Origin of the sequence: Comamonas composti DSM 21721, assembly GCF_000429845.1 — a bacterium.
Taxonomy (GTDB): Bacteria; Pseudomonadota; Gammaproteobacteria; order Burkholderiales; family Burkholderiaceae_C; genus Comamonas; species Comamonas composti.
The window spans coordinates 17487-30297 of sequence record NZ_KE386972.1 but is presented as its reverse complement, the minus strand read 5'-3'; the positions used below and the strand labels follow the sequence as shown (position 1 = coordinate 30297).

Below are 12811 nucleotides of genomic sequence, written 5' to 3'. Positions count from 1 at the left end.
TTAGAACGCGGGGATGCCGAGGATTTCAGCGGCACGCAAGGCGGTGGCGCGGGCCTGCTGCGCCGTGGCGGCGGTGATGTTGAGGTGGCCCATCTTGCGGGCGCGTTTGGCGTCCGTCTTGCCATACAGGTGCAGATGGGCGCCGGGCAGGGCCAGAATCTGGTCCCAGGCCGGGGCCTGGGCGGTGTCGCTGTGCTGGAACCACAGATCACCCAGCAGGTTCAGCATCACGGTGGCGCTGTGCTGGCGCGGCTGCACCAGGGGCAGATTGGTCATGCAGCGCACCTGCAGCTCGAACTGCGAGACATCCATGGCGTTCTGGCTGTAGTGGCCGCTGTTGTGCGGGCGCGGGGCGATCTCGTTGACCACCAGCTGGCCGCCTTCGAGCACAAAGAACTCCACACACAGAACGCCCACATAGTTCAGGCCTTCTGCTACGGACTTTGCAGCAGTAATCGCTTGCTCCACCTGCGCTGCAGGCAGATTTCCTTCATACACCTCGGTCACGGCCAGAATGCCGTCGCGGTGCAGATTGCGCTGCACGGGCAGGTTGACGATGGCGCCGCTGCGGCCACGGGCCACGATGACCGAGCATTCATGGGCCAGGGGCAGCATCTTCTCCAGCACGCAGGCCACGTGCTGCAGCTCGTCCCAGGCGGCCACCAGCTCGGCGCGGGTCTTGACGCGGATCTGGCCCTTGCCGTCATAGCCCATGCGGGCCGTCTTCAAAATGCCGGGCAGCAAGCCGTCGCTCACGGCCGCCAGCTGGGCCGGCGTTTCGATGACGGCATAGGGTGCGCAGGGCACGCCGCACTTCACAAAGTGGGCCTTTTCGGCGGCGCGGTCCTGGGCAATGGCCACGGCAGAACCTGCGGGCGACACGGGCATGCTGCTGGCCAGCTGGTTCAGCGCGGCGGCGGGCACGTTCTCGAATTCGGTGGTCACCGCGGCGCAGGTCTGGGCCAGCTCGGCCAGGCCTTGCGGGTCTTCATAGCCGGTGCGCACATGGCGGTGGCTGACCAGACCGGCTGGGCTGGTGGCGTCGGGGTCCAGTACGGCGGTGAAATACCCCATGGACTGGGCGGCATGCACAAACATGCGGCCCAGCTGGCCGCCACCCAAAACGCCGAGGGTTGCGCCAGGCAGGATCACGTCGGTGGTATTCATTCGTTCACCGGCAGCGTCATATTGCGGGCGGCTTCGGTCTGCTCGGTGCGGAAATCGTCCAGTTTCTTGCGCAGCGCTGCATCCTCATTGGCCAGCATGGCCACGGCAAACAGGGCTGCATTGGCGGCGCCGGCATTGCCGATGGCAAAAGTGGCCACGGGCACGCCCTTGGGCATTTGCACAATGGAGTGCAGCGAATCAACCCCCTGCAGATGGCGGCTGGCCACGGGCACGCCCAGCACGGGCACGGTGGTCTTGGCGGCAATCATGCCCGGCAGGTGGGCGGCACCGCCGGCACCGGCGATGATGGCCTTCAGGCCACGGCCTGCGGCTGCCTCGGCAAAACGGAACATGTCGTCCGGCATGCGGTGGGCCGAAACGACCTGGGCCTCAAAGGCGATACCGAACTGCTGGAGGATGGCAACTGCGTGCTGCATGGTGTCCCAGTCGCTGCTGGAACCCATGACGACACCGACTTGGATGGGGTTCATGTGGTCTTGTGAGGGCGGTTGCCGCCCAGCCTGGTCCTGAAGGAACCCGGGATTTTACGATTTCGGGCCGGCTACTCCCCGCAGGCCGGCCCATAGACCCTAGGCTGCAGTCTTAGGAGCGCTGTGCCCGTGCAAAGCCCAGCACCCGCGAGCGGAACAGGTAGAGCACCCAGCCCAGGGCCAGTACCAGCTGCAGGCCCAGCGAGGCCCAGGCGATGCCAAGGCTGATGGTGTCGTCATCCAGGGTTGCGATCATGGCCGCACCCAGCGGCTGCAGGGCCGCCGCGCCCATAGGCCCCGCAATACCGAAAGCCAGCAGAGGCAGGGCGATATTGATCACGACCCAGCTCACGCAGAAGGCCGCCATCGGCGACTTGAGCCGGCCCGCGAGAAAGGCAAAGCCTGTGAGGATCAGGCAGTCGCGCAGCAGTTGCAGGCTGAGCAGCACGCCCAGCTCCCGGGTGTTGAGCAGCGCGCAGGCCAGGGCTGCGACCAGGCTCAGCAGCCAGCTCACCGTCCACAGCGGCAATGCCTCCAGGGCCTGGCGCCAGCGCCCCTGGCTGGCCGACCATTGCACCTGGCGCCAGCTGCGCAGACTGGAGTGCATGGCATGCAGTGCGGTAAATCCCGTGCCGGCCAAAGCCAGCCAGAGGCAGGCCCTCCAGGCTGATTCCAGCGTGGGGGTGTTGAGGCCGCCTACGGCAAAGCCGGCCACCAGCAGGCCCAGGGGCCAGGCCCAGGGCAGGGTGCGTATGTCCAGCCGCGCGCACAGCAGGCGCCACAGGGTCAGCAGGCCCAGTGCCAGCGTCAGCAGGCCAAAGAGATAGGTCAGGCCCAGGCTGCCGACGCGTATGCCCCACCACAGCAGGTCGGTGCTGCCGTTGTCAAAGACCGCACCCGACACCAAGGACCAGAACGGCCCGGGCAGCACAAACAACACCAGCAGCAGAGGCAGCAGCACGGCGCGGTTGCGGTGCACGGGCTGCTCCTGCTGGCCCCAGCTCAGCAGCACGGCATTCATGGCCCAGGTCTGCAGGGCCAGCCCCCAGAGCACGGCCAGAAGCACGGCATGCAGGCCCAGGCGAATGTCCAGGCGCATGGGGCCGCTCCAGACCGCAGAGGCCACGAGCACGGCCAGGCCGAACCACAGCGTATACAGCCAGGCGGGCAGGGTCGCGCCCAGCAGCTTGCCCCAGGCCATCTGCCAGGGGCTCAGGGCTGAGAGCCGTTGCCAGTCCCAGGTGTTCTGGCGCGCCTCCTCGGCCAGGCTTTGCCCGGCCAATACGCTTCCGTAGAGCACGGCTGCGGCCCACAGGCCGGTCAGCGCCGTTGCGGACAGCCCGTAGGCCTGGTTTTTGGGCGAGGAAAGAACCAGGGGCAGAGCCAGTACGAGCAAGGACAGGCCCAGGCTCCACAGAGCCAGTGATGGGCGCCAGTTGAGCCAGAGCTGGCGCTGGAATTCGGGGTTGTGCGTCATGGCTGCTCCTGGTGGGGGTGTTCTCGGCTCTGGCGGGTGCGGGCATAGCGGTCCTGCAGCCGCTCGCGCAGCGGCGACAGCGCGGCGACGGGAATGCCGGCCTGCACCAGCCGGGCCAGCCAGGCGGCGCGGGCTGCGGCGCTTGCGGGCAGCCACAGCTGGATGGGGCGGCTGCCCGTGGCATCAAAATCCTGCACGGTGCAGTCCTGCAAGGCCTGGCGCAAGTGGGCTTCGAAACCTGCGGACTGCGGCGGCGCAACCTCCAGCGCATACAGCGCCAGCGATTCGGTGGCTGCGGCCTGCTCTTGCGCCATGCCATCGGCCTGCAAGGCCTCGTGACTTTCGATGCGGCCGTTGCGGATGCTCAGAATGTGCGTGCAGTACTCGTCCAGCTCGCTGAGGATGTGGCTGGACACCATCAGCGTCATGCCCTGGGCCTGCAACTGGCGAAACAGCTGCGACAGGCTGCTGCGCGCTTCGGGGTCCAGGCCGCTGGCGGGCTCGTCGAGCAGCAGCACGCGTGGCTGGTGGACGATGGCCTGGCCTATGGCCAGGCGCTGGCGCTGGCCGCGCGAGAGCTCGGTCGGGCTGCGCCCCAGCAGGTCCAGCAGATCAAGCTGACCTGCGACCTCCTGGGCGCGGGCCTGCGCCTGCCCGGACGCGAGTCCCATGGACAGGGCTGCATATTCGAGGCAGCGCAGCACGTTCAGCCGGTCATAGAGGCCGTAGAAGTCGGACAAATAGCCCAGATGCCGGTGCACCTCGCGCGGCTGCTCCTGCACCGAGAGGCCATGCACCTCGATCCGGCCCGACAAGGGCTGCTCCAGCCCCGCAATGCAGCGCATCAGCGTCGACTTGCCCGCGCCGTTGGGGCCAACCAGGGCCGTCACGCTGCGTGCGGGAATCTCCAGGCTGACCCCGTCCAGCGCGCGATGGCCAGGGTACTCAAACACCAGTTGTGAGACTTTGATCAAGATGAGCGCCTCCTTGCGCAAGAGGCCCCAGGGCTGAGGTCTGGGGCAAACCCTGGGAACTATAGTGGAGTGAGCTTGGGCCAAACCTTGACAGGTGCTCTTTTGCGGTAATCGGGGGCTATCGCCGGCGGGCCGCCGAATTGCTGGAGAATCGGGCGGTCTGCGTCTGTCGGCGGGCTCGTCCGGGCGCCTGCCGATTCTTCGCGCCCCGCTTGCGCCACTTGTCACAGGGTTTGATCACATGATTGACGTCACCATAGAGAATTTTGAAGCCGAAGTCGTCGCCGCCTCCATGCAGGTGCCGGTCCTCGTCGACTTCTGGGCCCCCTGGTGCGGCCCATGCAAGACCTTGGGGCCTTTGCTCGAAAAGCTGGAGGTTGCCTACGAAGGCCGCTTCAAGCTGGTCAAGATCGACTCCGATCAGGAGCAGCAACTGGCCGGCATGTTCGGCATACGCTCCATCCCCACCTGCATTCTGATGATCGGCGGGCGGCCCGTGGACGGCTTCATGGGCGCTCAGCCCGAAGGCAAGCTGCGCGAGTTTCTGGACAAGCACCTGCCCTCCGAAGGCGAGCTGGTGGCCGAAGCCGAGGCCGACGAGGCCCATCAGTTGCTGGAGTCGGGCGATACCCAGGCAGCGTTGCAAAAACTGGCCGATGCGCTGGCCGCCGACCCCGCCAATGACGATGCCCGCTTTGACTATGTGCGCCTGCTGATCGCCACGGGCGGCTACGAGGAAGCGGCCGCCTTGCTGGTCGAGCCGCTCAAGCGCATCCCCCAGGCCACGCGCTTCGAGGCCTTGAGCCAATGGCTGCAATGCATGCTGTTCGTGCAAAACGACGAGCGCGGCAACTGGGAACTGGCCCGGTTCGATGCCGCCATTGCCCAGAACAAGCGTGATTTCGATACCCGCTTCGCCAAGTCGCAAGCCCTGGCCGCCGAAGGCCAGTGGACGGCCTGCATGGACGAGCTGCTGGAAATCATCATGCGCGACAAGGAGTGGAGCGGCCAGGCCGCGCGCAAGCTCTACGTGGGCATTCTGGAACTGCTGACCCCACCCAAGCCCAAGAAAACCGATGCCGTGCCGGGCAAGACGGCGGGTGGTATCGAGCTCACGGGCAAGAACGGCGCCCAGGAAGACGAGACCACGCAAATGCTCAACAGCTACCGGCGCAAGCTGAGCATGGCCTTGAACTGATCTGCGGGGCCGGGGCCGTCTTCAGCCCCGCGCCCGGCGGGAACGGGCGGGCAAGGTCGCTCAAGGCGTATGCGTGATCCTGGTGCCCAGCAGCGCCAGAAACTGCGCAATCCAGGCCGGATGTGCGGGCCAGGCCGGGGCGCTGACCAGGTTGCCTTCGGTATGGGCCTGATCCACGGGAATGTCCATATAGATGCCGCCCGCGAGCTCGACCTCGGCGCGGCATGCCGGGTAGGCCGAGCAACTGCGGCCCTTGAGCACGCCGGCCCCGGCCAGCAACTGGGCGCCGTGGCAGACGGCGGCCACGGGCTTGCTGGTGTCGAAGAAGTGACGCACGGCCGCGCGCACGGCGTCGTAGTTGCGCAGGTACTCGGGGCCGCGCCCGCCGGGAATCACCAGGGCGTCGTACTTCTCGGGCTTGATCTGCTCGAAGCCGGCATTGAGCGTGAAGTGGTGGCCGGGCTTCTCGCTATAGGTCTGCGCGCCCTCGAAGTCGTGAATCGCGGTCTTGATCTGCTCACCCGCCTTCTTGTCGGGGCAGACCGCATGCACCGTATGACCCACGGCCTGCAAGGCCTGGAAGGGGACCATGACTTCATAGTCCTCGCAGTAGTCGCCGCAGATCATCAAAATCCTCTTGCCAGTCATGAGCGCCTCCATAGATGTGGAAGATCCATTGTGGCAGTGCAGCATGCATCTGGATATGAAATCAAAAAAGTGAGCTGTTAGCGCCTGTTAATGCTTGATCTCAGCATGAAAACCATCTGAACTCAAGAGTAGGCAAGCGCTAGCAGCTCACTTTTTCTTCAGGCCCTGCCTGAAACCTCAGACAGACCGGAGTCGCCGTGCGGCGGCCGGGGCGATCTCAGCCCGTCAGGCGCTCCAGCGCCTCGCGGTACTTGGCCGCAGTCTTGTCCGTGACCTCCTTGGGCAGGCGCGGAGCCGGGGCCTTCTTGTCCCAGAGCTTGCCGTTGACCTGGGCCTGCTCCAGCCAGTCGCGCACGAACTGCTTGTCGTAGCTGGGAGGGTTCTCGCCCTTGGCCAGTGCATCGGCATAGCCTTCCACGGGCCAGTAGCGTGAGCTGTCGGGGGTCAGCACTTCGTCCATGAGCACCAGCTGGCCGCTCTCGTCGAGGCCGAACTCGAACTTGGTGTCGGCAATGATCATGCCCTTTTCCAGCGCAATGGCGGCGGCTTCCTTGTAGATGCGGATGGATGTGTCGCGGATCTGGGCGGCCAGCTTCTCGCCGACCATCTCCACGGTGCGCTCATAGGTGATGTTCTCGTCGTGGTCGCCCATCTCGGCCTTGGCCGCCGGGGTGTAGATGGGCTCGGGCAGTTTGGCGGCATTCGTCAGGCCGGCGGGCAGGGGCACGCCGCAGACCGATTGCGAGGCCTGGTATTCCTGCCAGCCGCTGCCGGCCAGGTAGCCGCGCACCACGGCCTCGATGAGCACCGGCTTGAGGCGCTTGACCAGCATGGAGCGATCTTTGACCTGGGGCAGCTCGTCGGCCGTGACCACGGACTCGGGCGCCTCTCCGGTCAGGTGATTGGGACAGATGTGTCCCAGCTTGTCGAACCAGAACAGTGCCATCTGCGTGAGCAGCTTGCCCTTGCCGGGAATGGGCTCGCCCATGATGACGTCGAAGGCCGAGAGACGGTCCGATGCCACCATGAGAATGCGATCTTCGCCCACGGCATAGTTGTCGCGCACCTTGCCGCGCGCGAGCAGCGGCAGCGAGGCGATGTTGGAAGTGTGCAGGGCGGTAGAGCTGGGCTGGCTGGTCATGTATGGGAAATCAGCAAAAAAGCCATGGTGCATGGCATGCAAGACCTGAATGAGGCAAAGCAAAAACGCGATTTTAGCGGCCTTGCAAGAACCTGTCGGGAGGGCCAGGGCGTAGGCAAACCGGCCTATTGTGCGCGCATTCATTCGCTGCCACAAACCCCCGGGCATGGCCCTGCGTGAGCCTACGCTATCGCGCACCGGCGTTGCGTTCGGGATCGGCGCAGCGCATAGTGGCCCGGCAAGCACATGAATGCGCATTCCAGCCTGCAAGCGCCAAGCCCGGCCTGATCCAGGTCGTGTCGGGAGGTGGCGAATGTTACCCAGAGCACAGGAGTGTTGAGATATGAATCTGACGATTAACGGTCGCCACATGGAGGTCACCCCCTCGCTGCGCAACTACGTCATGGCCAAGCTTGAACGCATTCTTCGGCATTTCGACCAGGTCATGGAGGTCCGCATCCTGCTGGCCGTTCACAAGCAAAAGGAGAAGGAAAAGCGCCAGCGCGCAGGCTGCATGCTGCGCGTCAAGGGGCAGGATTTGTTCGTGGAGACATCGCACTTCGATTTGTATGCGGCGGTGGATGCCCTGGCCGACAAGCTCGACAGAGCTGTTGTGCGCTACAAACAGCGTACCCAAGGCAGCCGCCATGGCTCGGCCAAGCGCCTTGATGACATGCGGCTGACGCCTTCCATGCAGTCTGCCTGAGGCCTGGAGCTGGCTATTCACGAGCGGGCGTGTTATTTTTTGAGCTCCAGCCTATAACTTCCGCGCCTTGTTCTTCAAGCCGCCCTCCGGGGCGGTTTTTGATCCGAGTCAGGGTTTCCCCACAGTTTTCGGGATAGCGGTGCATAATCGTTTCTCGAACCATGAACCGTCTTGCCACCATACTGCCCGCCGCTCAAGTGCTTGTGAGCGTCGATGTCACCAGCAAAAAGCGCGCCTTTGAAGAAGCCGGCTTGCTCTTTGAGAGCCTGCATGGCCTTTCGCGTGCTCTGATTACCGACAGCCTTTTTGCACGTGAGCGCCTGGGGTCCACGGGCCTGGGTCACGGCGTGGCCATTCCTCATGGGCGCATCAAGGGTTTGACTGCCCCCATGGCTGCCGTGTTCCAGCTGGAGCGGCCCATTGGCTTTGATGCTCCTGACGAGCAGCCGGTAAACTTGCTGATCTTTTTGCTGGTTCCCGAGGCCGCCACGCAAAAACACCTGGAAATCCTCTCCGAGATTGCAGAGCTGCTCAGCGACAGCCAGTTGCGCGAGCGGCTCAAGTCCTGTACCGATGCCGATGCCCTGCACGGCATGATTGCGGGCTGGCAATCCTCGATCGCTCCGCTGGTCTGAGCCGCAGCCTGCCTCGCCATGCGACACAGTGCCATCAGCGCCGATGTCCTGTTCGAGGAGTTCCGCACCAGTCTGCGCTGGGAGTGGGTTGCAGGGCTGGGCGCATCCGAGCGCCGCTTCGACGAGATGGCCGTGCGCTCGGCGCGCTCGGGCGCGGATCTCGTCGGCTATCTGAATTACATCCATCCCTACCGGCTGCAGGTTCTGGGCGAGCGCGAGGTCGCCTACCTGACCAATGCCACGACCCAGGATTGCGAGCGCCGCGTGGCACGCATCGTCACGCTGGAGCCGCCCGTGCTGGTGCTGGCCGATGGACAGACCGCGCCTGACGAGCTGCTGTCCATGTGCGAGCGCGCGCATATCCCCATGTTCGCCACCCATGAGCAGTCGGCCTTTGTGATCGATGTGCTGCGCGCCTACCTGTCCAAGCATTTTGCCGACCGCACGACCATGCACGGCGTGTTCATGGACATTCTGGGCATGGGCGTGCTGATCACCGGAGAGTCCGGTCTGGGCAAGAGCGAGCTCGGGCTGGAGCTGGTCACGCGCGGCAACGGCCTGGTGGCCGACGATGCCGTGGACCTGTACCGCATCAACCAGACCACCATCGAGGGCAAGTGCCCGGATCTGCTGCAGAACCTGCTGGAGGTGCGCGGCATCGGCCTGCTCGATATTCGCGCCATCTTCGGTGAGACGGCGGTGCGCCGCAAGATGCGGCTCAAGCTCATCGTGCACCTGGTGCGCAAGGAGACCATGGAGCGCGAATACGAGCGCCTGCCCTCCGAACCGTTGACCCAGGACGTGCTGGGCGTGCCCGTGCGCAAGGTCATCATCCAGGTGGTCGCTGGCCGCAACATCGCCGTGCTGGTCGAGGCCGCCGTGCGCAATGCCATCCTGCAACTGCGGGGCATAGACACCTACCAGGAGTTCGTGCAGCGCCATCGCCGCGCCATGGAGAGCGGCGACACGTTCTAGACCAGTTGCAGGTCTCTGGGGGAAACCCCTGAAAACACCTGTTGCATGTGCTGTGCATTCAGCCCGTACATGCGCGCAAACAGGCCGCCGAGCACGGCGCGGTATTCGTTGAGCACCGGGTGGTCGCGGTTCTGGAACAGGCTTTTCTCGCCCAGCTCGATCTGCTCGCCGACGATGCGCCCGCCTGCGCTGGAGGAGAGCCCACCGCCCAGCAGCCAGTACACCGTGCCATGGCCATGGTCCGTGCCCTGGCTGCCGTTTTCGCGGAAGGTGCGGCCGAACTCGCTGAGCACCACGACCACGGTATGGCGCCAGGGCTCGGGGCCTATTTCCTGGGCAAAGCTGCTCAGGCCCTGACCCAGCTCGCGGAGCCGGTTGGCCAATGGGCCTCTGGATCCGCCCTGGTTGATATGGGTGTCCCAGCCGCCCACGTCTACAAAGCCGAGGTCGAAGCGCTCGCGCATGAGTGCGGCCATGCGCCGGGCCACGAGCGCAAAGCCCCGGGGGCTGATGGCGTTGCGCCCGGCCTGCTCCATTTCCTGCTGCACGCTGTTTTGCACCGCGTGGCTCACGGCAAAGCCTTCGTGCACGGCAGCCTCCAAAGGTGTGCCCTGGTACATGGATGCGATCAGGCGGCTGCGCGCCTCGTCTATGCCGGGCTTGGTCACCGAGCGCAGCTCCATGTTCGCCACCTGTTGCCGGCCACGCAGCACCAGCGGCAACTGGCTGGTAAAGGCCATGGGCATGACGGGGGTGCTGGGGCGGCCCCGGGCCAGCACCTGGGCCAGGCGGTTCAGAAAACCGGATGGGTAGTTTCTGTGGCCACCGGGCGGCTGGCCCAGTTCGATGGCGTCCTGGGTCTCGAAATGGCTGCGCGACAAATCGTCAATGCCTGCAAACGGGATGAAACAGGCTTGGCCGTTTTGAAACAGCGGGTAGATGCAGTCCTCCAGCACCGGGTGCAGGCCCCATTGCCCGTCCAGGGCCAGGGCGCCGCAGGCCTGCCCGGGCCGGGCAATGGCGATCGTTGGCCTTGCCGCCCAGTAATAGTCGCTGTGCGTGGGTACCAGCAGGCTGCAGCAGTCGTAGGCACCGCGCAGAAAGACCACGAGCAGGCGCGGTGTGCCGGCACCGGGCAGGGCCGCCTGCAGACGGTCCATGTATCCGGTCAAGGGCAGGGCGCTGGCCCAGTGCAGCAGGTGACGGCGTTGCATGAAGATAGGCCTCAGCGGTACATCATCTCGGGCGTCGACAGGAGCAATGCGCTCCAGTCGACAGGATCACGTGCCTGGGCGAGTGCTGCCTGGCTTGCAGGGCTCCATTGATCCAGGCGTTGCCCAAGCCAGTCCTGCTCTGAAAGCAAAGCCTTTGGATCGGCGCGAAACAGCAGCGTGCTGCGCGTGGCAATCTGGCGTGCGACTTCAAAGCGGGCCGCCATTTGCCCGGGTCCGGCCCAGTCTGATTGGCGCAACGGATAGCCTTCAGGTGTTTCGTGGGCATAGGGTGCTTGGCCCAGGCGCCGGACCCAGTTGAGCACTGGCATGGCATCGGCCGCGATCCGCCCATTGGCGACCAGGCGCGTGCAGGCCAGCACATAGTGCAGCGGGTCGCGGTATTTCTGGCCGAAGTGCGCGGCTTCCGGAGCCGTGAGCAGGGCCGCCACTGTGGCCGCGATATCCGCATGGCTTGTCCTGAAGGCCAGGGCCGTGCGCTCCACCAGGGCGGGCGGCGGCTCGTCGGCCACAAGGAATACGGCCAGCTTGTATGCAATCAGCCGGGCCGTGGCGGGCGAGGCAACAATCCGGTCCAGGGCTTCCTCGATCTCTGCCATGCCATGCGCCTGCATGGGGCGGCCCAGAAAGCGCTTGGGGCCGTAGTCGTGGCGGGCCGGGTTGAACTCGAAGAATCCGCTGCGCAGATAGTCGGCTTGCCGCTTGGGCTGGAGCCTGGGGGGAGGCGTTCCGGCTGGCTGAAGATTGATGCCGGCGCCCGTGAGAATGCGCGCCATTGCTTGTACATCCGCCTGGGTATAGCCGCTGCCCACGCCCATGGTGTGCAATTCCAGCAGCTCGCGTGCATGGTTTTCGTTGATGCGGCCCACGGCGTTGCTGGCGTTGTCCAGGTAGCGCAGCATGGCCGGGTGGCGCAGCGTGGCTCCCAGCAGGTCGCGGAAATTACCGAGGGCATGGGGTCGTATGGCCTGTTCTTCATAGTCGCCGGCCCAGGCACGCAAGTCGGCCTTGCGCATGCTGATGCTGAAGTGGTTGAGCCAGAACCAGCTCATTTTTTCCTGCAGTTGTGCCCGGGAGTAGAGAGCGCGCAGCACAAAGCGTTGCTGGGCTTCGGTGCCCAACTGGTTGAGCCTGCGCTGCAGCGCCTGCTGCAGTCTGGTCTTGTCCTCGGGGGATACAGCGTTTTTCACGGCCAGGCGCCGGGCATCCAGCTCCTGGAGCAGGGCCGGCATGGGCTGGCGGCTGATGCTCAGGGAGGCTATTTGCTGTTCGACTGCGGGGGGCAAGGCATCTGGCGCAGGCGCGAGCTGCCAGGCCAGCCAGGACTTGAGGCCCAGGTGCTGAAGCTCGACCAGGTCCTGCCCGGTGGCGCCCCAGCCCACGCGATCCAGCCACTGCAGGGCTTCGGTGGGGCTGAGCCGCGTCTCGGGCAGGCTGGGGTGCGCGGCCTGAAGTGCAGGCGCAGCGCCATGCATTGCCGGCAACGAAGTGCAGCCGGCGGCTAGGCTCAGGCCAAGGGCGCAGCTCCAGCGGGCAAGAGGTGACATCTGGCGCATGAGGATGCGGGGCAGGTTGATGCACGATCCGGGCATGGACCGCCTGGATATTCAACGCCAGTGGCCGGCCCGTGTCCACGGTTTTGCGTAAACCTCGGGTAAAGCCAAAAAAAGCGGAGCCATTCAGGCTCCGCTTGGGGTTCTGTGTCCGGTGCTGCTTACTTGCTGGCGCGTGTGGCACAGCTGGCGCACTGGCCGTACAGGGCCATGGAGTGGTCCTGAATGACCCAGCCCATGGACTTGGCGATCAGGGTCTGGCGCTTTTCGATTTCGGCGTCGTAGAACTCCTCGACCTTGCCGCAGCTGGTGCAGACGAAGTGGTCGTGGTGCTGGCCTTCGTTGAGCTCGTAGACGGCCTTGCCACTTTCGAAGTTGCTGCGTAGCAGAATGCCGGCCTGCTCGAATTGCGTAAGAACGCGGTAGACCGTGGCCAGGCCGATGTCCGAGCGTTCGTCCAGCAGTACGCGGAACACGTCTTCAGCCGTCATGTGGCGCTGAGTGCCTTTCTGGAAGATTTCCAGAATCTTCAGACGGGGCAGGGTTGCCTTGAGGCCGGTGCTTTTGAGTTCGTCGATGTTCTTCATGTCAGGGTCTCTTGAGGTGCCGTATGC

General features: G+C 64.9%; 13 protein-coding genes. 4 read left to right on the top strand and 9 right to left on the bottom strand.

Features of this window, described 5'->3' with window-relative positions; all coding sequences use genetic code 11:
• From G486_RS0118815 to G486_RS0118800, 4 genes are all read right to left on the bottom strand, one after another.
• Positions 1-1167, bottom strand: a complete 1167-nt coding sequence (locus G486_RS0118815; RefSeq protein ID WP_027016924.1) for a 5-(carboxyamino)imidazole ribonucleotide synthase — start codon at positions 1165-1167, stop codon at positions 1-3.
• Positions 1164-1658 (bottom strand): 5-(carboxyamino)imidazole ribonucleotide mutase, encoded by a 495-nt coding sequence (gene purE / locus G486_RS0118810; RefSeq protein ID WP_027016923.1) that lies wholly within the window; start codon positions 1656-1658, stop codon positions 1164-1166. Before purE ends, G486_RS0118815 begins: the two co-directional genes overlap by 4 nt.
• Before the next feature lie 112 nt (positions 1659-1770).
• A complete protein-coding gene (locus tag G486_RS0118805) occupies positions 1771-3135 on the bottom strand; it encodes a hypothetical protein (RefSeq protein ID WP_027016922.1) in 1365 nt (454 codons plus the stop codon).
• On the bottom strand, positions 3132-4109 hold the full coding sequence (locus G486_RS0118800; RefSeq protein WP_027016921.1) for an ABC transporter ATP-binding protein: 978 nt from the start codon (positions 4107-4109) through the stop codon (positions 3132-3134). The genes G486_RS0118805 and G486_RS0118800 overlap by 4 nt, the downstream gene beginning before the upstream one ends.
• A gap of 241 nt (positions 4110-4350) precedes the next feature.
• Between G486_RS0118800 and trxA the strand changes: the two genes are divergently transcribed.
• On the top strand, positions 4351-5307 hold the full coding sequence (gene trxA / locus G486_RS0118795; protein WP_027016920.1) for a thioredoxin: 957 nt from the start codon (positions 4351-4353) through the stop codon (positions 5305-5307).
• Between the two features lie 60 nt (positions 5308-5367).
• Here the strand turns inward: trxA and G486_RS0118790 are convergent, their stop codons facing one another.
• Together G486_RS0118790 and G486_RS0118785 are read right to left on the bottom strand one after the other, a co-directional pair.
• Positions 5368-5955: a DJ-1/PfpI family protein gene (locus G486_RS0118790; RefSeq protein ID WP_027016919.1), complete on the bottom strand. Its 588-nt coding sequence runs from the start codon at positions 5953-5955 to the stop codon at positions 5368-5370.
• 217 nt (positions 5956-6172) lie between these two features.
• Positions 6173-7096, bottom strand: coding sequence for a phosphoribosylaminoimidazolesuccinocarboxamide synthase (locus G486_RS0118785; protein WP_027016918.1), 924 nt, complete (start codon positions 7094-7096; stop codon positions 6173-6175).
• 343 nt (positions 7097-7439) lie between these two features.
• Here G486_RS0118785 and hpf point away from each other — a divergent pair, with 343 nt between their 5' ends.
• The 3 genes from hpf (at position 7440) to hprK (ending at position 9412) form a co-directional block, all read left to right on the top strand.
• On the top strand, positions 7440-7802 hold the full coding sequence (gene hpf, locus G486_RS0118780) for a ribosome hibernation-promoting factor, HPF/YfiA family (RefSeq protein WP_027016917.1): 363 nt from the start codon (positions 7440-7442) through the stop codon (positions 7800-7802).
• A gap of 161 nt (positions 7803-7963) precedes the next feature.
• Positions 7964-8437, top strand: a complete 474-nt coding sequence (locus G486_RS0118775; protein ID WP_027016916.1) for a PTS sugar transporter subunit IIA — start codon at positions 7964-7966, stop codon at positions 8435-8437.
• An 18-nt stretch (positions 8438-8455) separates the two neighbouring features.
• Positions 8456-9412 carry an HPr(Ser) kinase/phosphatase gene (hprK, locus tag G486_RS0118770; RefSeq protein WP_027016915.1) on the top strand — a complete coding sequence of 319 codons (957 nt, stop codon included), beginning with the start codon at positions 8456-8458 and terminating at the stop codon, positions 9410-9412.
• Here the strand turns inward: hprK and G486_RS0118765 are convergent.
• The 3 genes from G486_RS0118765 to fur all read right to left on the bottom strand — a co-directional run bounded on the left by G486_RS0118765 (position 9409) and on the right by fur (position 12784).
• Positions 9409-10626, bottom strand: a complete 1218-nt coding sequence (locus G486_RS0118765; protein ID WP_027016914.1) for a DUF1501 domain-containing protein — start codon at positions 10624-10626, stop codon at positions 9409-9411. The genes hprK and G486_RS0118765 overlap by 4 nt on opposite strands.
• 11 nt (positions 10627-10637) lie before the next feature.
• A complete protein-coding gene (locus G486_RS0118760) occupies positions 10638-12200 on the bottom strand; it encodes a DUF1800 domain-containing protein (RefSeq protein WP_027016913.1) in 1563 nt (520 codons plus the stop codon).
• Positions 12201-12358: 158 nt separating this feature from the next.
• A complete protein-coding gene (fur, locus tag G486_RS0118755) occupies positions 12359-12784 on the bottom strand; it encodes a ferric iron uptake transcriptional regulator (protein WP_027016912.1) in 426 nt (141 codons plus the stop codon).
• Positions 12785-12811 lie beyond the last annotated feature (27 nt).